19 protein-coding genes and 1 pseudogene are annotated in these 18891 nt (G+C 60.9%); 6 read left to right on the forward strand and 14 right to left on the reverse strand.

Annotated features, from left to right (window positions below; translation table 11 throughout):
• Positions 1–3 precede the first annotated feature (3 nt).
• From PQR40_RS17875 to PQR40_RS17885, 3 genes are read left to right on the forward strand one after another with little or no spacing between them, the layout of a single operon-like run.
• Complete coding sequence (locus PQR40_RS17875) at positions 4–1086, forward strand: formylglycine-generating enzyme family protein (protein ID WP_408509506.1); 1083 nt, start codon at positions 4–6, stop codon at positions 1084–1086.
• Positions 1083–1877, forward strand: a complete 795-nt coding sequence (locus PQR40_RS17880; protein ID WP_408509507.1) for a MetQ/NlpA family lipoprotein — start codon at positions 1083–1085, stop codon at positions 1875–1877. Before PQR40_RS17875 ends, PQR40_RS17880 begins: the two co-directional genes overlap by 4 nt.
• Positions 1871–2824 carry a hypothetical protein gene (locus PQR40_RS17885; RefSeq protein ID WP_408509508.1) on the forward strand — a complete coding sequence of 318 codons (954 nt, stop codon included), beginning with the start codon at positions 1871–1873 and terminating at the stop codon, positions 2822–2824. Before PQR40_RS17880 ends, PQR40_RS17885 begins: the two co-directional genes overlap by 7 nt.
• Here the strand turns inward: PQR40_RS17885 and PQR40_RS17890 are convergent.
• The 10 genes and pseudogenes from PQR40_RS17890 to PQR40_RS17935 all read right to left on the reverse strand — a co-directional run bounded on the left by PQR40_RS17890 (position 2821) and on the right by PQR40_RS17935 (position 13546).
• Entirely contained in the window at positions 2821–4059 is a 1239-nt protein-coding gene (locus PQR40_RS17890) for an HlyD family secretion protein (protein ID WP_408387850.1), read from the reverse strand. The genes PQR40_RS17885 and PQR40_RS17890 overlap by 4 nt on opposite strands.
• Positions 4060–5592 (reverse strand): efflux transporter outer membrane subunit, encoded by a 1533-nt coding sequence (locus PQR40_RS17895; RefSeq protein ID WP_408340346.1) that lies wholly within the window; start codon positions 5590–5592, stop codon positions 4060–4062.
• Positions 5593–5717: 125 nt separating this feature from the next.
• Positions 5718–6614: pseudogene (locus tag PQR40_RS17900) on the reverse strand (glycosyltransferase family 2 protein); the annotation flags it as partial.
• Positions 6615–6624: 10 nt separating this feature from the next.
• The gene (locus tag PQR40_RS17905; RefSeq protein WP_408387981.1) at positions 6625–8142 is read right to left on the reverse strand and encodes a DHA2 family efflux MFS transporter permease subunit; all 1518 of its coding nucleotides are present in this window, start codon (positions 8140–8142) and stop codon (positions 6625–6627) included.
• 92 nt (positions 8143–8234) lie between these two features.
• The gene (locus PQR40_RS17910) at positions 8235–9578 is read right to left on the reverse strand and encodes a glycosyltransferase (protein WP_408483977.1); all 1344 of its coding nucleotides are present in this window, start codon (positions 9576–9578) and stop codon (positions 8235–8237) included.
• A 9-nt stretch (positions 9579–9587) separates the two neighbouring features.
• Entirely contained in the window at positions 9588–10157 is a 570-nt protein-coding gene (locus PQR40_RS17915) for a methyltransferase family protein (RefSeq protein ID WP_408483976.1), read from the reverse strand.
• Positions 10154–11125 (reverse strand): alpha/beta fold hydrolase, encoded by a 972-nt coding sequence (locus PQR40_RS17920; protein ID WP_408387855.1) that lies wholly within the window; start codon positions 11123–11125, stop codon positions 10154–10156. The genes PQR40_RS17915 and PQR40_RS17920 overlap by 4 nt, the downstream gene beginning before the upstream one ends.
• A gap of 597 nt (positions 11126–11722) precedes the next feature.
• Positions 11723–12208, reverse strand: a complete 486-nt coding sequence (locus PQR40_RS17925; protein ID WP_408340338.1) for a hypothetical protein — start codon at positions 12206–12208, stop codon at positions 11723–11725.
• 22 nt (positions 12209–12230) lie between these two features.
• The gene (locus PQR40_RS17930; protein ID WP_408240511.1) at positions 12231–13028 is read right to left on the reverse strand and encodes an H-NS family nucleoid-associated regulatory protein; all 798 of its coding nucleotides are present in this window, start codon (positions 13026–13028) and stop codon (positions 12231–12233) included.
• 179 nt (positions 13029–13207) lie between these two features.
• Positions 13208–13546, reverse strand: coding sequence for a hypothetical protein (locus tag PQR40_RS17935; RefSeq protein ID WP_408509509.1), 339 nt, complete (start codon positions 13544–13546; stop codon positions 13208–13210).
• 351 nt (positions 13547–13897) lie between these two features.
• On the opposite strand from PQR40_RS17935, the gene PQR40_RS17940 reads away from it, so the two are divergent.
• Positions 13898–14134, forward strand: coding sequence for a hypothetical protein (locus tag PQR40_RS17940; protein WP_408240517.1), 237 nt, complete (start codon positions 13898–13900; stop codon positions 14132–14134).
• Positions 14135–14143: 9 nt separating this feature from the next.
• Here the strand turns inward: PQR40_RS17940 and PQR40_RS17945 are convergent, their stop codons facing one another.
• Both PQR40_RS17945 and PQR40_RS17950 read right to left on the reverse strand, forming a co-directional pair.
• Positions 14144–15217, reverse strand: a complete 1074-nt coding sequence (locus PQR40_RS17945) for a DUF6765 family protein (protein WP_408240547.1) — start codon at positions 15215–15217, stop codon at positions 14144–14146.
• Between the two features lie 118 nt (positions 15218–15335).
• Positions 15336–15722, reverse strand: a complete 387-nt coding sequence (locus PQR40_RS17950) for a MipA/OmpV family protein (RefSeq protein ID WP_408340334.1) — start codon at positions 15720–15722, stop codon at positions 15336–15338.
• Between the two features lie 112 nt (positions 15723–15834).
• Between PQR40_RS17950 and PQR40_RS17955 the strand changes: the two genes are divergently transcribed.
• Positions 15835–16065 carry a hypothetical protein gene (locus PQR40_RS17955; protein ID WP_408240523.1) on the forward strand — a complete coding sequence of 77 codons (231 nt, stop codon included), beginning with the start codon at positions 15835–15837 and terminating at the stop codon, positions 16063–16065.
• A 242-nt stretch (positions 16066–16307) separates the two neighbouring features.
• On the opposite strand, the gene PQR40_RS17960 is transcribed toward PQR40_RS17955, so the two are convergent.
• Positions 16308–16655, reverse strand: a complete 348-nt coding sequence (locus tag PQR40_RS17960; RefSeq protein WP_408212261.1) for an FKBP-type peptidyl-prolyl cis-trans isomerase — start codon at positions 16653–16655, stop codon at positions 16308–16310.
• 275 nt (positions 16656–16930) lie between these two features.
• Between PQR40_RS17960 and PQR40_RS17965 the strand changes: the two genes are divergently transcribed.
• Positions 16931–18220 (forward strand): NRAMP family divalent metal transporter, encoded by a 1290-nt coding sequence (locus tag PQR40_RS17965; RefSeq protein ID WP_408340333.1) that lies wholly within the window; start codon positions 16931–16933, stop codon positions 18218–18220.
• A gap of 14 nt (positions 18221–18234) precedes the next feature.
• Here the strand turns inward: PQR40_RS17965 and PQR40_RS17970 are convergent, their stop codons facing one another.
• Positions 18235–18798, reverse strand: a complete 564-nt coding sequence (locus tag PQR40_RS17970; protein WP_408240529.1) for a MarR family winged helix-turn-helix transcriptional regulator — start codon at positions 18796–18798, stop codon at positions 18235–18237.
• Positions 18799–18891: the final 93 nt, after the last annotated feature.

Consider the following 18891-nt stretch of genomic DNA (forward strand, 5'->3'; position numbering starts at 1 on the left):
GCCATGTCCGTCCGATTCAAGCTGAAAAGCACCGCGGCGTGGTACGGAGCCTATGCCGCGATCGCCACGGTCGCGTTTGCGGCCGCCTTTACCGCCGCGATGGCCGCCTCAGCGGCATTGAGCGGCGGTAAGCAAAGCGCGTTCGACGATCTGAACCGCTCACGCGCATTAGTGGCGCTAGGCTCTGAACAGCAATGCGAGCGCTACGCCGGCTTGCCTTCGCGTTGGCGCGACGATCCGAAAGCCGGCATGGTGCATCTGCACGGCGGCAACTTCGTATTCGGCAGCAAGCTCGGTTACGAAGATGAGCGACCTGCGGGCGACGGCAAAACCCACGTCACCGGTTTCTGGATCGATCAGACCGACGTGACGAATGCGCAGTTCGCGGCATTCGTGAAGGCGACGGGCTATATCAGCGATTCGGAGCGCCAGGGCGGCGCCGTGGTCTTTCATACGCCGACGCGCGAAGAAATGAACGCGCGCGATCTGGCGTGGTGGACGTGGGTCAAAGGCGCCGCGTGGAATCACCCGGCGGGCCCCGGCAGCAATCTCGACGGGCGCATGAACCAGCCAGTGACGATGGTCACGCAGGCCGACGCGCTCGCCTACGCGCATTGGCTCGGCCGCGATCTGCCCACCGAAGCCGAGTGGGAATACGCCGGAAAAGCCGGCCATGAGGGCACGGATCTCGACACCGCACCACGCGACGAACACGGCAAGCCGAGTGCGAATTACTGGCAAGGCGTGTTTCCCGTGCTGAACACCAATGAGGACGGTCACGTCGGCCTCGCCCCGGTCGGCTGTTATGCGGCCAATGATTTCAGGCTCTACGACATGATCGGCAACGCGTGGGAATGGACCCGAGACGTCTACAGTGGTCCGCATCAGTCGCACACCAATGGCGATACGGCAGCGGTCGCGCCGCTCAGCCGCAAGCACGATACGCCGATGGTCATCAAAGGCGGCTCGTTCCTCTGTTCCCGCGACTATTGCGTGCGCTATCGTGCGGCGTCCCGCGAGCAGCAGGAAGCAGATTTGCCGGCTTCGCATATCGGCTTTCGCACGGTGTTGAGGGACGCATCATGAAGCCACGCGCGTTCATCACAGCAGTGCTGCTGATTGCGGCTTCATGGGTTCAACCGGGGCAGGCCGCCGCATCGCAGGTCGTGAAAATCGGCGTCACGGCCGGCGCCCACGCGCAGATCATGGACGAAGTGCGGCGTGTCGCCGCCACACAAGGACTCACGCTCGATGTGGTTGTCTTCGACAAGCCCGATGGCATCGATGCCGCGCTCGCCGCGAAACAGATCGACGCCGCGAGCTTCGAAGACGAGCCAGGTTTCGAGGCGCGGCGAAAACAGCATGGCTACGCCTTAACGAGCGTCGCCACTACCGTCACGTTTCCGATCGCGCTGTACTCGCGAAAACTGACGAACCTCGGCCAATTGCAGCGCGGCGCGACGATAGCGATTCCCGACGACCGCGCAGGCACCGCGCGCGCCTTGATCCTGCTGCAAAACTTCACGCTGCTGACGTTCAGGGACAGCGCCGGCTTGCATGCCACGCTCGCCGACATCACGAGCAACCGGTTGAAGCTGAAGATCCGCCAGGTGCCGCGTGCTCGCCTGTTCGACAGCCTGGATAGTGTGGCCTTCGCCGTAATCGATAGCGACGACGCGGCACGCGCAGGCCTTTATCCCGCGCGTGACAGCCTCGGTCTCGAAGACGCGCGCTCGCCCTACGCTAACGTATTGACCGTGCGCAACGATGACCGCGCGCAGCCGTGGGTTGCCCAACTGGTCGGCGCCTATCATTCCGCCGACGTCGCGCATTTCATCCTGGCGCACTATCAGGACTCGGTACGCCGGCCATGGTGAATGCGTTTTCATTCGCGTGCTCGGCATGCGGCAAATGCTGCAACAGTCCGCCGGCGATGTCGTTGCCGGAACTGTTCCGGCATCGCGATCTGTTCGTCGGCTGTATTGCGATTGGGCGCGTGCCTCGCAGGCGATTGCACGAAAAGCTTCGCGTCGGCAAACACGAAACCATACTGAGCGACGCGGAGATCGCCGCCTTCGATACGATCGCGGATACGCTGCTGCATCGCGCGGGCGACACATTCAGCATCACGACACAGGGTTACGATTACCCTTCCCTCGCACGCTGCCCGGCGCTCGAAGATGATGGACGCTGCGCGATTCACTTCGAAGGCAAGCCCGTCACCTGCGAAGTGGTCCCGCTCGATCCGCTCGTGCCAGATGCGTTGCAACACCTGGTATTGGCTGGACGCAATCAGAGCGCCGCCTACCTCGGCGCAGATTGCATTCAGGAAGGCGAACGCACCGGCGCTGCGTTGATGGTCGCTGAAGGCCGCATTGAAGACGCGAGCGCAAAAGATGCACTCGCACGCCGCCGCGCCTCACTCGCTGCCGAGCGTGAAGTATGGGGGAAAACAGTATTCGAATCGCTGCGCAAAGATCTGTTCGAGTCTCCCGCTGCGTTGGCGCGCGTTCCCGCAGGCGGTTTCCTGACGATTTCAATTGCGCCGGCATTGTTAGCGGTAGCAGGTGTTTCAGCGCGCTGTCGTCAATTGTGCCTTGACTATATCGACAGCCAGCTCGCACTGATCGAGCGTTGCATTGCGCAAGCGCTGCTACGCCGACGGCTTGATGACCGGCCGTTTACGCAGGAATTGCGGGGATTCGCCAGCGCTTATCAACGCGCAAAAGCCATTCTTGCCGTGCCTGTCTCCGCTGGCGACTCCAGTAGTCAACCGTCTCGTGTACCGTACGTCGAGGCGTACCTCAGTGGCGCAGATCGCTAATCGGCAGCGCCACCGCGATCGCTATTCTCACGAATGATTTGCGCGATCAACGCGTCGGCGTCGCGCGAGACGCTATCGTGGACGCGAGTACTTTGCGTGGCCGCGGGTGTATCGTTGCCGATCAGATGACCGCTGCGCACATGCGTATCCACCGACACCTGCATCGACAGCCCTAAGCGCAACGGATGCGCCGCGAGCTCGGCAGGTTCGAGCGAAATCACAATCGGCACGCGCTGCACGACCTTGATCCAGTTACCGGCCGCGTTCTGCGAAGGCAGCATCGAAAACGCGCTGCCCGTGCCTGCCGAAAAGCCTTCCACGCGCCCCCGATACACCACTTGCGAGCCATACACATCCGACACGATGCGCACCGGCTGCCCCACGCGCATGCTGCGTATCTGGCCTTCCTTGAAATTCGCCTCGACCCACAGACGCTCGAGCGGAATGATCGACATGAGTGCGAGCCCCGGCCCGACCTGCTGGCCGATCTGCACCGACCGCTGCCCGACCGTGCCGTCGACGGGAGAGATGACGGTAGTGCGCTGCAGATTCCGATAAGCAAGCCGCAATTGCGCAGCGGCCTGCAGAACCGGCGGGCTGGCTTCGACCGGAAATTTTCCGCCAAGCGCGCGTGCGGCGTCGAGCTGGACTTGCGCCGAAGCGAGGTTTGCTTGCGCGACTGCCACTGTTTCGCGGGCGCGCGCCAATTCTTCCGGCGACACGACCTCCACCGAAGCATGATCGCGTGCGGCCAGCGCACGTTGCGCCAACGCGAGTTCGGCGCGGCGCGCGTCGATCGATTGGACGTATAGCTTGCGTGAGATCGTCGCGTTCGCCACCTGGCGCACGGCGAGCGTCAATTGCGCTTTCGCCTGCGCGAACGCGGCGGCCGCTTCGGCATCGTCGAGTTTGACGAGCGGCTGACCCGCGCGCACCTGCCGCGTGTTGTCCACCAGAATATCGGTGACCGTACCGGGTATTTGCGCGGCGATCTGCACGATGTTGCCAGCCACGTAAGCGTCATCGGTCTCTTCAAAGAAACGCGCGCTCAAAATCCAATAGGTCAGCCAAGCCGCACCGGCGAGCGCCACCACGCCGAAGAAAACGGCAAAACGGCGCCGGCGCACCGTCCGTTTCGAATCGTGGGCGTCGGTCGCTATGCCTGCCGTGTTTGCCGGGTTTTCCTGCCCCTGGGTCCAGCCGGCGGCATGCTGTGCCTGTTTATCGTTGTGCATTCAATCGAAGTGCGTATCCGTGATGCGTGCGTGAGAGGGAAAGGTCGGCTGATAGTGAGAGATCGGCGCGCCGGCCACCTTGTGTACGTCGAAGCCGCCACCGAGCGCGCCGACCAGCGCGACCTGCAGCAGCCTGCGGCGGCCCTGCAAATCCACTTGCTGCGCGCGTTCGTCGAGTAAAGACAGGTCGGCCAGCGTCACGTCCTTCTGCATCCCGATACCGCGCCGATGCCGCTCTTCGGCGATCGCGACGATGCGTGAGGCTGCGTCCACTGCGCGCGTCTGCTCCGTAGCGAGCGTATCGATCGTACGCAGGGAAGTCAGCTGGCGCGCGACCTCGCCGAGCGCCTCGTCAACGGTCTTGTTGTAGAGGCTTATCGCCGCGTCGACATTGGCGTAATCGCCGCCTAGTTGCGCGCGCAACCGGGTCCGGTCGAAAATCGGCAAGGAGATCGCCGGCCCCACTGAGCCGGTCAACGCCGCGCGCGAAAAAAGCGCAGCAGGCGTCAATGCTGTCAGCCCGGCAAAGGCCACCAGGTTCACATCGGGATAGAACTGCGCCCGCGTGGCGTCGATGTTGGCGAGCGCGGCTTCGGCCCGCAAACGTGCCGCCACGATGTCGGGCCGGCGGCCCAGCAGATCGACCGGCAGTTGCGCGGGCATCGACGCATCAGCCGCCGCGGCCAGTTGCGGACGATGCAGCGACAAACCCCGCTCCGCGCCGCGCCCCGTCAGCACGCCGATCTGCAATTCGGTCAGTTTGATGCGCTCGTCGTTCAGCGCCTGTTGTGAGGCGAGCCGGCTTCGCTTGAGTGTGGCGTCAGCTGCGTCGTACGCGTTATCGAGGCCGCGCGCACCGCGCTCACGCAACACCGCATCGACACTATCCGCGGCCTGTTGCTTTTGCAGCAGAATATCCTGCATCGCAAAGGCGCGATCGAGCTCACAGTAAAGCGTCACGAGCGCGACAGTCAACGTGAGCCGGGCCTGCTCTGCATCGATTCGCGCCGCGTCGCGCGTGGACAGCAGGCTGCCGGTCAGCGCCGCATTCTTGCCCCACAAGTCGAGCTGGTAGCTCAAGCCTGCGAACAATGCGGCTGGCGAGACATTCGGATCGCTGAACAACTGCACCGGAATCTGCTGGCCGCCGACGGATACGTTAGCCACGTCATTCGACTGCGGCAAACGGGTTTTGCTCACCGTCGCGCCCGCGGTGCCGGTGAGGCCCGTGAGCGAAGCAAACTGTTCGAGTTGCGCCTGCGCGGCGCCCACCCTCGCCTTGGCAATCTGCAGGTCGGGATTATTCTGCAACGCTTCGGCGCTCAGTTCATCCAGTTGCGGATCGCGATAACGCTTGACCCAATCGGGCGTGGGCCACACGCCGTTCGCGCCTGGCCCAATGGTCTGCGCGAGCGCATCGGCAGATGGTTTGAGCGGGTTGACGTTGGTATGCAGACCCGAATCGCTCACGCAACCCGTCAGCGCCGCAGCAATCAGCAGCAGCGGCCAGGCGCGCGGCATGGAAAATTGCATAGGCTGCCTCATGAGTGCCGGGTACGATGCATTGCACGCTCTCCCGCCGCCGGTGCGTTTATCTCGCCGGGCCTCGCTGCGCTGCCCTGTTTAGCAGGTTTAGCCGCTTTGGCCGCGAGCCGTGGACGCGTCCGCGAGAGCGGCCCCATGCGCCCGAAGAAGCCATCGAAAAGACCTAGCGCAATCGCATTGAGCTTCGCCAGCTTGTCTTTTTCCAGCAGCACGATCTGCACGATTTGCCAGAGCGTCAGCACGTTCGGCACGATCGCCACCGGCAATCGTGGTCCGTATTGCAGCGCCAGTTGCATTGCGTTTCGCGCGCTGTAATAGCGGCGAAAACTGGGGTGATTCATTGTCGTCAATTCCAGAGAACCCAGTTTGTGACGGCGCCGCGAGCCGATTCGATGCAGCAGTACGAGTGACGGCACCACGTACACGGGCACATTGCTCAGTAGCGCACGCAAGCAGTACTCGGTATCGACATGGTCGATAAAGAGCGCTTCGTCGAAGCGGCCGAGCCGCGCGAACGCCTCGCGTGAAATGACACAGCCGGACGAAATCAGAAACGCGCAGCGCTGCAACGCCGCGTCGGCGTGTATGGACAGCCTCTCCACCGTCAAACCGCTTGTTGCGAGCTCGGGCAGGAAACGTTGATCATTTTCGTCGAAAATGCGCGGGCCGGCTAAAAACGCCAGGCCACTCATCGATGCGCACCGGTCGCGCATCACATCGAAGTAAGCAGGTGGCGCCTCGGAATCCTGGTCGAACAGCGCGACCGCATCCGCGCCCGCCTCGAAGAGCGCGCTCAGGCCGCAATTGAAAGCACCTGCAATGCCGTTGCGATTACCGTGATGCAGCAACGCAACGCCCGCCTCGCCCAGCATCATCGCGGCGCGCGCATCCGGCAATGGCGAGTTGTCGACGACCAGCAAGCGGTCACACGCCGAGCGCATCGCCACCGCGCGCGCGAGCTGCTCCTCACTCGGAAGAAACAGAATGATTAATGCGCCCAGGATCGTCATCGGAAATCCCTCAGTGACCTAAAGCCATCGCCGCGCCACGTTTCGGACGCGTGAGCCACATCATCGCGGCGAGCACGAGGCAGGTGATGCTTGCCATGTAGAACATGTCGCCGGTCGCCATCATGTAAGCCTGCTGCTGCACGAGGTGATGCAAGGTGCTGAGTTCGCGCACGCCGTCAATGCCCATGCCGTGCAGACTCTGAACGAAGCGCTGCGTGTTGCCCGACGATTTCGTCACGGACTGTGCGACGACGTCGTAGTGATACAGCGCACGGTTATCCCATAGCGTAACGCTCATCGCCGTGCCGAACGCCGCCGAGAGCGTGCGCAAGAAATTCGACAGGCTGGAAGCTGCGGCGAGCTTGTCGTCGGACACACGCGACAGCGTTGCCGCGGTCAACGGAATGAAGAAGCACGGCAAGCCGATGCCCTGGATCAGACCTGGCGTAATGATCTGCGTGAAGGTCATCGTCAGCGTGAAATGCGCGTCCCACCACAGCACGGCCGCAAACACGAGAAAACCGAATGTCGCAAGCACACGTGCATCTACACGCGCTGCGTAAATGCCGACCAGAATCGAAAACACCAGCGCGAGCACACCGAGTGGCGCGGTGGCAAGCCCGGCCTGGTACGCGGTATAGCCCATCACGGCCTGCAGCCAGAGCGGGAAAATCACACCGACCACCGAGAAGGCCATCATGCCGAGCGAAATGATCAGCACGCAAAACGAAAACGTGCGGTCACGGAACAGGCTCAGATCGATCACCGGATGCCGTTCGCCCGCCTCCCAGATCAACAGCGACACGATCGCCAACCCGGCAACAATGGCCAACGTCAAGATCAAAGGCGAATCGAACCAGCCGCGATCGTGACCGAGATCGAGCACCGTCTGCAGCGAGCCGACGCCGATTACCAGCAAAATGATGCCGGGCAGATCGATTGGCGCCGCCTTGGCGGCGGCTGCCTTTGCGTCGGGGCGCAGCAGCGTCATGCACACCGCGAACGAGAAGATGCCGATCGGCAGATTGATCAGAAAGATCCACGGCCACGAGAAACTGTCGATGATCCAGCCGCCAACCACCGGACCGAAGATCGGCGCGAGCAGCACCGTCATTGCCCACAAAGCCAGTGCCACGACGCGCTTGTCCGGCGGAAAGGTACGCAGCAGGATAGTTTGCGAAAGCGGCACCATCGGCCCGGAAAAGAGCCCCTGCAATGCCCGGCATACCACCAGAAGGTGAAAATCGCCGGCCACGCCGCAGAGCAGCGACGTCAACGTGAAAAGGATCACCGCACCGAGGAACAGCCGCGTTTCGCCAAGCCGCCGTGAGAGCCAGCCCGTCAAGGGCACGGCGACGGCGGCGGCCACGGAGTACGAGCTGATCACCCACGTACCCTGACTGTTGGACACGCCAAGGCCGCCGGAAATAGCCGGCACCGCGACATTAGTCACCGTCGAATCCAGCACTTCGATGAACGTGGCCAGCGACAGCGCGAACGTCAGCAAGGCGAGCTGCGCGCCGCGCATGCGGGGGACGCTGCGCTCGCCGGCGGGGTCGTCGCCGACGCTTTGCGTCTCGTGGGCCGATGCGGCGTGCTTCGGCGACGGCGTGACGGCGCTCATACGCTATGCCCGCTGTCTGCCAGTGCCGGCAAAGACACGCGGTCGACCGTTTGCGTTCGCGCGCCGGTGGGCATAAGGCCTTCGATATAGCTGGCGGCCGACTCGCAACCATCCGGCGACGACGCGAGCCGGTCCTGCATGCGCCCGCATTGCGTCGCGATCGACAGGCTGCCCAGCACATGCTTCAGTGCACGCGAGAGAGCCTGCGGCTGCAGGGGTTTATCGAGCAGAACACCGCAACCGCTCGCGGCCACGCGCTGCGCGTTATCGAACTGATCGTGGGCAAAGGGCGTCACGACTTGCGCAATGCCGGCGGCATACGCAAGCGCCGCCGTGCCGATACCGCCGTGATGCACCATCGCCCGGCAGTTTGGCAACAGCTTTTGAAGCGGCACGTAACGCCGCTTGAGCAGTACGCCCTGGGCGTCAGCCAACACACCCGTCGTCTGAGCGGTAGTCGCATCGGATCGAACCGCATCCGGCGTCAGAAGAATGCCGCGCAACCCGCTTTCCATCAGCGCAGCACTCACTGCATTCGTATAGCGATCGTGATCGATCAAGGTCGAGCCCGCCGTGAAAACCACGGGCCGCTCGCCTGCGGCGAGAAAGGCGTCGAGTTGCGGATCGGACGCCTGAACGCCCGTGTCGTTGAATAGTGGAAAACCGCTGAGGCGGCGCGGCGTCGGCCAATCCGGCTGAGGTTGCGCGAACCATTCCGGAAAGAGACACAGCACGCCGTCGGTCGAATGCAGCCACTCGCCGAAAATGCGTCGTGCCGGTGCGAGCGCCAGTTCCGCACGTAACGCGTTCAATGCGGGGCCACAGACCTTGTCAAGCGCATACTGCTCGATCAACCGCATCAGCGCCGCTTTTACAGCCAGCGGTAAGCCACGCGGAATCGTCAGCCGCGGATGCGTCGGCGGCGCATGCGCCGAGAGCAGGGTCGATGGGGACACCTGCACCGATACGAATGGCACGCGGTACAGCTCCTGCATCAAGCGTGCGGAAAAGGCCCATAACGTGCCGACCAGCACGGTGTCGTCATCGGTCAACGCAGCCAGCGTGTCGAAATGCGGCCGCAGCGTCGGCGCAATCACTGCCCACAGCGTACGGAACGAGGTACGCGGATGCCATAGCGCCGGGTTCGCCATCGCCACTTCATACTCGGCGGCGGTGCCGATTGGCACGAATGCGAAGCCTTGGCGCGTAACGGCCGCAGCAAACGGCGGATGCGTGCAGAAGACGATCTCGTGACCGCGCGCAGCCAGAGCCGCGCCGATGCCAAGCAAAGGGTGCACGTCGCCCGCTGAGCCGATCGCGGTGATGATGACTCTCGCCATGCCTGTGGCTCAGAAGAGACCAGGAATCAGCGCGGCGACGTCGCGTCGATACTGCGAATACGCTCGGCCAAAATGACCGGTCAGCCAGCTCTCCTCGACCCGCACCTTGTAAGCCAGCGACGCGAAAACCAGCAATAGCCCAGCCACGCCACGCCATTGCGCGCCGATCAGCACGGCCCCGAGGAGCGCCAGCAGGCAGCCGGTATAGATCGGATGACGAACCAGTCCATACGGTCCGCTGCGCACCAGCTCATGCCCTTCCTTTAGCGTGACCGACACGCTCCAGTTGGTGCCGAGATGCAGCCGCGCCCATACGGAAAAAGCGAGGCCCGCCAGCAGCACGGCGAAGCCGGCAAGCTGCAGCGGCCCGATCGCATGGGGATCAAGGGACAACGCCGCTGCGTTGAAGTCCGGCAGCACGATCAGCGCGCCACCGCCAATCAATGGAATCGACTGCAACGTGCGCGAAAGAGACGCCTCCTTGCGCGCGGTCTCCTTGACGCGGTTCGACGTCGCGACCCAATACAGCAGCCACAGCCCCCAGGGTACGACAATGGCGATGCTCTGAACGATATTCACGGTAGTTCGACCTGTTGGAACGAGTGATCGGCGGTGGCCTGCATCGCGACGTTCGCGATAGCGGGTTGCTGCACCGGCATGATGGGCGAGCGTGCGGCGAACGTGTCGAAGCTATCGAGCGCACGGCCTGTCGCCGGCACCGGCGCGGCGCCGAAGTAATCGAAGATCGCCGTCCGAACCTGGCGCAGCGCGGGCCGTCCTTCGAGATCGAGGAAATGCCCGGCCTGCTCGATCGTAAGAAACTCGGCGCGCTTCAGATGCGTGCTGAGTGAGCGGGCGTCCTCTGGCGTGGTGTACTCGTCGAGCTCGCCGTTGAGGAACTTCAATCCGCAATCGATGTTGCGGAACTCGTGCAGATAGTCCTCAGGACGAATCGCCAGAATCTGGTTGACGTGAAACGCCACCTGGTCCTGCTCATCGCGTGGCAGCGTGGAGAGGTAGCGATAGTTGTAGAGCTTCATGATGCGCGGCAGATGCTGGCCAACGGTATCGTTGAGCAACTGCGCGGCCTTCAGATTTTCGCCGGCGGCGATGTGGTCGCGTGCCGCGGTCACGTACGCGGTCATCGCCTCGTTGAGCCGCGGCGAGAACGACGCAATCACCGCGCGCCTCACGCTGGTGCGCGCCCGCGAGAGCGCAAGCAGCGACGCCACCCCGCCCCACGACACCGACAACAGGAAGCTCGGCTCGAATAAGCCTATTAGATGCAGCAGAATGCCGACTTCATCGTCTTTTGTAAGAACGAAGTCGCACACGTTATGCGCTTTCGATTGACCCGCATAAGGTAAATCGAAACAAATTGGGTTGTAGCGTTCGCCGAGATATTTGATTGTCTGTCCGAACGACGCTGTGGTGGCTAGCGCGCCGTTGATCAGAATGACACTCTCGAAGGCCGGATCGAATACGTGACGTTCAACGTAGACTTTCAGGCCCGCCGGTAGCGGAACAAGGAGTTTTTCGATGGGCATGGCGTATTCGCATGCACTTGCGCAAAGCAAATGCGTACCGATACCGCGCCCGCATTCGCGGACGCATTGCGGCCGTACTACCGCGGATCAGGCCCATGCGACTTGCCTTTGTGCCGGCAAATCCGATCCGCGACGACCACTGCTGCATCGAAAACATGCATCACCTGACGTGATGTCCGCCGGCTCTCCGTGACACGCGCCCGAACTCAGGGTGCGCTTCAATCGAGCGTTCGATGCCTCGTAATATATTTATATGTAATTTCGAAAACGGTGCTTCAATCTCTGCGGCACGCCATTCGTTGACGCCAGTCTGGCCTCACTGCATGAAGACTTGATGTCAATATACGATGACGGAAAGCTTTTTAACATATTTCAAAAATAAAAGCTAAAAAAGTCATTGCGCATACGTTCGAAATACCAAAAGAAATCCAATTGAAAGGAAACGGCATTGCGTTGCGCATACCTCAACGAGGCATGCACGGATAGCCCGAAACGCCACGCGAGCACGCGAGCGTTTGGGCAGCAGGAAAGGAATGGAAAGAAGCGGCTACATCTAATAGCACGAACCCTAGCCACGAACCACACTAACGGATCACACTACCGGACCAGCGAGAATGCTTCCCGGCTGGCGATCTCACCCGCGCCATACACACCGACCACCGTATAGTCCGACGCCACGCATTCGAACGTCGCGTCCTGAAACGTGATGACAAAATGGCGCTGCATTAGGCCGGTTGATGTGACGGCCGAAATCTCGGCGGCCAGCGACGAATTCATCACTTCGTGAACCGAGTACCCACTGAGACCTTGCGAAGCGAGAGGATGGATCTCGAGATCGGCATCGCCGGGTGGCCCCAGTCGATGAAAGACGGCGTCTGGAAAGAGCACCGTGCAAAATGGATCGTCGTCGGAATCGAATGGTCCGAACCGTTCAAAGTCGGATTCGGCAATCGGATAAGCCAGGATCACCCGGCGGCCGCTAACAACGATGAATGGTTCGGCGGCATGGGCGGCCGGATGAGGAACAGAGTCCAGCAGGACGACGTGGTCTTCCTGCTGGGGTGTTGCGAGCGTACTAGTCATCTACTTCGCGACTCCGTTGTACTCACGCGCCGGCTTGTACCGTCGAGGTTTGCGGCGCTGCTGCAGCGCTCGCCGCGCCGGCTTTACCTTTACTACCCGCTTTGCGACCCGGTGCTTTCTTTGCCGCAGCGGTTTTCTTCACAGCAGCTTTCTTCGCTGCAGGTCTGCCAGCGCTTTTCTTTGCCGCAACTTTTTTAGTCGCCACACGGCCCTTCTTCGCAGCCGCTTTGGGCACTACTGCCTTTTTCGCCGTGACTACCTTTTTGGCGGCGACATTCTGGGTAGCCGCGGCGCCATCGATCAGAAACCTGGTGCGGTCTTTGACCGTTGCGAGCCATGCCGGTGCCGGACCGCGCCCACTCCAGGTAGCGCCGGTTTTCGGATTGAGGTACTTCGGCGGCTGGGCACCTTTGGGTTGACCTTTGCTTCCGGCTTTGGCGCGAGTAACCGCCGCTTTTGCCGTTGACTTCAGTTCGCTTGCGCCTTCGATCAGGAATTGGGTCCGGTCTTTCACGGCGGCAATCCACGCAGGTGCACGCCCGTGACCCGTCCAGGTCGCGCCGGTTTTATGGTCACGATACTTTGGAAGCGACTTGCCCGCGCCGACGGCTTTTGCCTTGCCACTTGCGGCATGGCCATTCAAGGCCTGCGCGGCGCGTCTCGCCTTTGCCTTTGCTTCGATATCTGCAGTGGTCAGGCCGTGCTTGAGCATCAGGTCGCGAATCTGGTTGACCGCGACTTGTGCTTTCCTGGCAATAAGGACGTCAGCTTGTGCCTGGAGCTTCTTAAGCTTTGCCTGGATTTGCTCTAACGTGGGCATTTGATTGCTCCTTATGTGGTAATCGATCGAACTATGCCATGAATGGCGCGAGAAAGGCAGATCTATGCGCCTATAAAGACATCAGGTTTACACCGGAACGCATCTAGTGGAGTACGAACCTTTCGAGTCCACGACTCAATCGTTGCATTCTTTAACCTTTCCAATTGCTGGCCAGCCGCTTAAGTCGGCGTAAAAACGACAGCCTGGCGATCGGCGATATACCGTACGCTGCGCATGAACCGGTACTGTTGATCGTCCGCGGTTATCCGGTTGAGCCCCAACTGCGTCAACGCCAGCATCTCATCGGCCTGAAAAGCGGCCACTACGCCGTGATCCGTCAAATCCTCCAGCGTACCGGACGGATTGCCGACATAAACGCAGCGCACCTGCGTACCGATCCGCATCAGGACCACGCTTTCTCCTTCGTCGAGCGCCAGTTCGAGATAGCCGGCAAGCGTTCGTAATGAATCCGGCGTGCAAGCCTGGGCTTGACAGATCGCAGCGTTCGATGGCGTCATTTCTGTTTCTCCGTCACCCATCAAGAGAAGCCGGCCGCTGTGCAATGCGGGAATAGTCGCTTCTACTATAGGCAAGCATCCGGAGATTCAAAGGGTGGCAGTTCTTTTTTTTAACCGTAACCGCGCGTTACCAATCTCGCAGCGCTGTTTCACCTGTGTCCGGCCCGCCCTTCTACACTCCGAACCGCGCTCAGAAGCAACGCAATGGCAACCCGGTAGTAATCGGATGCATCGCACCTGGAGCACGAGGGAAAGGAGCACAAATGGCATGAACGCGGCCGCTGGGGGGGCTATTGAAATGACGCGTAAAAGCACCACTTTAGAAAAACTCAATAGCGGGGGTACTTTCAGATGAAAGCTGGTTTTATCAAGACCGCCTTTGCGGCGATTGCATTGACGTCGGCCGCGGTCGGCACGGCGAACGCGGCCGGCTGCATGAAAGGCGCGGTTGTGGGCGGGGTCGCCGGACATTATGCCGGGCACCACGCGGTAGTGGGCGCGATGGGCGGCTGCCTGGTGGGAAGACACATGGCGAAGAAGCAAGCAGAAGAACGAGCCGGGCAACGTCAGCAAGCGCGAGTGGAATAGCCCACCTGTTCACGCGATCCGCAGTCCGCAAGCCGGCAGAATTTCCTGCGTAGTAACGAAACGGTGCTCTTTGACTGCATCGTGAAAACGCCGGTAATCGCTTTTCTCGAAGACTTCGCTCCACCGGGGGCGGTCCCCCGAATCGTCGTCGGAGCGCAAACCGGTGGCTTTGTATTTCCAGGAGCCGGGCCCCTTGGGTACATAGTCCGGAATTGACTCAGAGAGGCCCGGAATGGCGCCGGCTTCCACCGCTTCGCAAAGGGTCTGCAGGCGCTTGTTGTCGTCCGGGTTCCGATTGGTGTCGAGAAACGTTGTAAGCGCGGCTTTTACATCTTCCGGCAGTCCGGGCTGGTATTCAAAATCTTCCCGTCCCGCAACGTAGGCGCGTACCGCGCGGCAAGTCATCTCGGCCGCCTGCATGAATTCGGGCAGATTGTGCCTTTTGACGCACACATTTTTGCCGTCGACGTAATGCCATTTCGCCCACGGCTGGTCGGGATAGTGCAAAGCGGCACCGTGGCCGACGGGCAGTGCAAGCGTCAGTACATCTTCCTCGATACGCTGGACCAGATGCCGCGTGGCGCGGGTAAGGTGGGCAAACCAGCCTTCCTGCGTGCAGTCTTCCGCCTCCAGCATACGAACGCGGTTCGTCGGGCTTTCGATACCGGCGAAGCCCTGGTGGGCCCACGTATCGACGTACGTGTGAAGCGTCACGCCCAGGCGATGCAACGCCGTATCGGTGTCCCGCTGCCGGATCGCCCGACGAACCACTTCGCGCGCGACAGCGCTATCCGCCCGGCACACCGCCTTATCTTCGAGTGTCTCTCCAACACCCGCGGGCAGAAAATGAAACGGTGTCCACACCAGCCGGTTCTGGTCGTTTTCCGTATTGGTATAGTCAAATAGCTTGTGCGCGGTGGCGAAGCGTTCGAAAGTCTCGCCACCCGAAAAACGCAGTATTCCTGAAGTGGTCGCATCGTCGACATACTGGCACGCATGCGCCACTGTGAGCGCATCGCTGGCTGTCATTCCGCCAGTGCGGGCGACGATATAGACCACACCGTAGTGAAAATCGATGTTCATGCAGGCGCTCCCCACGCTCAACGAATGACAGCCAGATCTTCCGGAATGCGCAAAGCGACTGTTGCAACGACGACGCAAGCGCACGCGCAGAAGGTAAACGACCAAGTACAGCGGAACTTTAAAAAAGACTCCGCCCGCACTCAACGGAGAGCATAGGCCACGCCGACGCCATACGTGATCTGATTGCGCGTGCCGCGCTGCGCTGCGCGACAATTGGACTATCGGGGGCCGAGCCCGTCAATCTCTGGCAGTAGATCATCGCACCGCCGAGCCAGTTCTTGTTGAACGGGTAGATCGCGGCGCCCCGACCGGTGATGTGTTCCAGTCCGCCGGACGGACCGACTGCGGGCAGACCGCTGCGCCCGGCATCTTCCGCGGTCACGCCGTAGCAGGTTGATTGAAGCCCTGTACCCAGCCGGCACCCAGCCCTTCCCCGAGAAACACGCGCAGCGACAACCAGATGCTGAATTTTCAGGTTTGTTGTTTGCACGGTCTGACGGCTCATATATGCTTGGTGTAATTGGAAAACCAGTCGCGATGCGAAACGGGGCGCTTTGTCGCATTGCCTCTAATTGAACCTTCTGGCCACTTGCACACTAGCGGAAGAGGATACTGCAATGAAATTCAATGAATGGAGAGAGGGCGCAAGTCCGGAACGGCGCACCTTGATTCGTAGCAAACTTCACGTATTGCTGGCCACGATCGGGACACTTTCTTCTGTCGTCGGTATCGGTGTGGCCCTCGACGGCGGCCTTGAATTCAATCGCACCAAAGTCTTCGTCGGCGTCGGCATTATCGTCGTGTCCACTATTGTGTACGTGTCGATGCTATTCACGCCGGCCGAGTGAGACCAGAACTTCTATTCTTTCAGAAAAACCGGGCTATTGAAAATACGTCAGGCCCGTTCACCGCGCGAGCATAACCGGCTTTAAAACAGGCGGGTAATCCTCAGGCAGTTGTTCCTATACGAATCCAGGTACTTCAACCGCATCAGGGTTCAGTGTCAATGAGCAATGCAGTGCCCTGAAAAAGAAAAAACCCCGCTTCGATCACCGGAGCGGGGTTCAGTTTCAGCGCGTTTCGCGCCGGATTACTTGACGATACCCACCAGTTCGACTTCAAACGTCAGATCGCTATTCGGCGGAATCGTGCCGACGCCGCGATCGCCATAGGCAGTGGCCGCCGGGCAGGTCAGCTTGGCCTTGCCGCCAACTTTCATTTTTTGCACGCCTTGCGTCCAGCACGGAATCACGCGATTGAGCGGGAAGGTTGCCGGGCCGCCATGCTTCGCCGAGCTATCGAACTCGGTGCCGTTGGCGAGCGTGCCGCGATAGTTGACCTTTACGACGTCGTCAGCGGCCGGCTGGGCACCCGTGCCCTGCGTAAGATGTTCAACGATTACGCCGGAAGGCAGCTTTTCAGTGGTGGAAGCGGCCATCGCCGTGGAAGAAAGAACAGCTGCGGCGACCAAAGCAACGATAGATTTCAAAGCGAGTCTCCAGGTGGGTAGTGCGCGTCATTGTAGCGGATGAGCTGTTGCAGGCCGCCGCTCTGCGATGCAAATAATCGCAGATGCAATGGCAATTGAGCGCCGGGACCAGTGGCACAGAGAATGCTACTTCCTGACGAGCGACGTGTACCGCCGCCACCAGGCGCGCACACACGCGCGCTATATAAGCGACTCAATACGACTTCCCTTGCAGGCGGATGACAATGACCACGGACAACCTGGAACCGGAACTTGTCGTTGAAGACCCCGCCGAACGCTCCTGGATGAAGCGGCTAGGCCCTGGCCTGATCACCGGCGCCGCGGACGACGACCCGAGCGGCATCGCCACCTATTCGCAGGCCGGCGCCCAATTCGGCTTCGGATTGTTATGGACGCTGCTGATTACTTACCCACTCATGGTGTCGATCCAGTTGATCAGCGCACGCATGGGACGGGTGACGGGCAGCGGGCTCGCAACCAATCTGCGCCGCCACTACCCCGCGCCGTTTTTATATCTTGCTGTGCTCGTGCTGCTTGCGGCCAACATCATCAACATCGCGGCCGATCTCGCGGCAATGGGCGCCGCCGCCAAACTGGTGATCGGCGGCCCGGTTCAACTCTACGTGGCGTTGCTCGGCACAGCGTCCTTGTTGATGCAGGTATTCATTCCATACCAACGCTACGCCAGCATTCTGAAATGGCTAACGCTTGCATTGTTCGCTTACGTCGCCATCATCTTCGTGATTCCGGTCGATTGGAAAGCAGTCGGTCTGAGTATCGTGAAGCCGCCGATCCAATTTTCAGGCGGCTATCTGACCACCGTGGTCGCCGTGCTCGGGACAACGATCAGCCCATATCTTTTCTTCTGGCAATCGTCGCAGGAAGTCGAGGAAATCCGCTCGGAACCTGTGCAGAAAGCGCTATTACGCGCGCCGATCCAGGCGTCCACGCAACTGAAGCGGATCAACATCGACACATGGGTCGGAATGGCCGTTTCGAACGGCGTGGCGTTTTTCATCATGCTTACCGCCGCCGCCACGCTGCACGCGCATCACGTCGAAGTCAAAACCACCGCCGATGCCGCCAGTGCGCTCAAACCAATTGCCGGCAATCTGGCGTTTGCGCTGTTCAGTCTGGGAATCATCGGCACGGGTCTGCTGGCGTTGCCGGTGCTGGCGGGTTCGGCCGCCTACGCGGCGGCGGGCACGATGAAATGGCGCAACAGCCTGGCATTGCAGGTGAATCTGGCAAAGCAGTTCTATTGCGTGATCGCGGTAGCGATTGTCGGCGGTATTGCGCTCACGTTCATGCGGCTCGACCCGATCAAAGCGCTGTATTGGAGCGCGGTGATCAATGGCGTCGCGGCCGTGCCGATCATGGCGCTCGTGATGGTCATGTCGGCCAGCCCCAAAGTGATGGGCCAGTTCGCCGTGACCGGATGGTTGCGCTGGCTCGGCTGGATCGCCACCGCCGCAATGGGGCTCGCCGCGGTCGGCATGTTCTGGCCGACATGATTGCGTGTGTGGACTTATTCGACGTCTTCACTGAGTAATGGCATGGGACCGCTTCTGGCGATCTCGCGTTGCGTCAGTTGCACGGCTTGCTGCTCCATCCGCTTGAGCAAGCCGTCGAGTAAAAGCGCTTCTTCATCGCTCAGGCAAGCCGCGAACTCAGTGTTATAGCGTTGCCCAATCACCCGTGCCTGTTCATAAGCGATACGGCCGGCTTCGCTAAGCGCGAGCACGGTCACCCGCTTGTTCTCCGGCAGGCGCGTTTTCGCAATCAACCCCTTCTTCACCATATTGGCGACGCAGCGACTCGCCACCACCATGTCGAGCGCGGCCGATTCGGCGAGCTGCGTCAGACTCGCGTCCGGGTATTTGCCGACGAACGCGAGGATGCGCCAGTCGCGCCGGCTAATGCCGAGTTCGCGCCGGAACATCAAACCGACGCCCTGGGTCGCCACGCGAGCCAGGTTGTGAAGCCTGTAGAGCAGAAATTCGTCGATGTGCTCGGGATGCTTCAGCACGGGTATCGATTGAGGGTCGGTCGCGGGCACGATGAGCACGTCCAATAAGGGTTTGACGGCCATTATGACGCGCTTTGGCGGCACCGGCCCCGGCGCATTGTGCGTTCGCACATATATTTGATTAGGTCAATCGTCAGGTTCGTTTTTAGCATCGAA

The organism is Paraburkholderia sediminicola, assembly GCF_046026855.1.
Classification (GTDB): Bacteria; Pseudomonadota; Gammaproteobacteria; order Burkholderiales; family Burkholderiaceae; genus Paraburkholderia; species Paraburkholderia sediminicola_A.

What these genes read in the sequence shown, in the direction of transcription:
- PQR40_RS17935 (WP_408509509.1), bottom strand. Translation starts at nt 13,546, where the DNA reads ATGACGCCATCGAACGCTGCGATCTGTCAAGCCCAGGCTTGCACGCCG.
- PQR40_RS17910 (WP_408483977.1), bottom strand. Translation starts at nt 9,578, where the DNA reads ATGGCGAGAGTCATCATCACCGCGATCGGCTCAGCGGGCGACGTGCAC.
- PQR40_RS17955 (WP_408240523.1), top strand. Translation starts at nt 15,835, where the DNA reads ATGAAATTCAATGAATGGAGAGAGGGCGCAAGTCCGGAACGGCGCACC.
- PQR40_RS17940 (WP_408240517.1), top strand. Translation starts at nt 13,898, where the DNA reads ATGAAAGCTGGTTTTATCAAGACCGCCTTTGCGGCGATTGCATTGACG.
- PQR40_RS17895 (WP_408340346.1), bottom strand. Translation starts at nt 5,592, where the DNA reads ATGCAATTTTCCATGCCGCGCGCCTGGCCGCTGCTGCTGATTGCTGCG.
- PQR40_RS17885 (WP_408509508.1), top strand. Translation starts at nt 1,871, where the DNA reads ATGGTGAATGCGTTTTCATTCGCGTGCTCGGCATGCGGCAAATGCTGC.
- PQR40_RS17960 (WP_408212261.1), bottom strand. Translation starts at nt 16,655, where the DNA reads ATGGCCGCTTCCACCACTGAAAAGCTGCCTTCCGGCGTAATCGTTGAA.
- PQR40_RS17920 (WP_408387855.1), bottom strand. Translation starts at nt 11,125, where the DNA reads ATGCCCATCGAAAAACTCCTTGTTCCGCTACCGGCGGGCCTGAAAGTC.
- PQR40_RS17890 (WP_408387850.1), bottom strand. Translation starts at nt 4,059, where the DNA reads ATGCACAACGATAAACAGGCACAGCATGCCGCCGGCTGGACCCAGGGG.
- PQR40_RS17925 (WP_408340338.1), bottom strand. Translation starts at nt 12,208, where the DNA reads ATGACTAGTACGCTCGCAACACCCCAGCAGGAAGACCACGTCGTCCTG.
- PQR40_RS17875 (WP_408509506.1), top strand. Translation starts at nt 4, where the DNA reads ATGTCCGTCCGATTCAAGCTGAAAAGCACCGCGGCGTGGTACGGAGCC.
- PQR40_RS17945 (WP_408240547.1), bottom strand. Translation starts at nt 15,217, where the DNA reads ATGAACATCGATTTTCACTACGGTGTGGTCTATATCGTCGCCCGCACT.
- PQR40_RS17950 (WP_408340334.1), bottom strand. Translation starts at nt 15,722, where the DNA reads ATGAGCCGTCAGACCGTGCAAACAACAAACCTGAAAATTCAGCATCTG.
- PQR40_RS17930 (WP_408240511.1), bottom strand. Translation starts at nt 13,028, where the DNA reads ATGCCCACGTTAGAGCAAATCCAGGCAAAGCTTAAGAAGCTCCAGGCA.
- PQR40_RS17905 (WP_408387981.1), bottom strand. Translation starts at nt 8,142, where the DNA reads ATGCGCGGCGCGCAGCTCGCCTTGCTGACGTTCGCGCTGTCGCTGGCC.
- PQR40_RS17965 (WP_408340333.1), top strand. Translation starts at nt 16,931, where the DNA reads ATGACCACGGACAACCTGGAACCGGAACTTGTCGTTGAAGACCCCGCC.
- PQR40_RS17880 (WP_408509507.1), top strand. Translation starts at nt 1,083, where the DNA reads ATGAAGCCACGCGCGTTCATCACAGCAGTGCTGCTGATTGCGGCTTCA.
- PQR40_RS17970 (WP_408240529.1), bottom strand. Translation starts at nt 18,798, where the DNA reads ATGGCCGTCAAACCCTTATTGGACGTGCTCATCGTGCCCGCGACCGAC.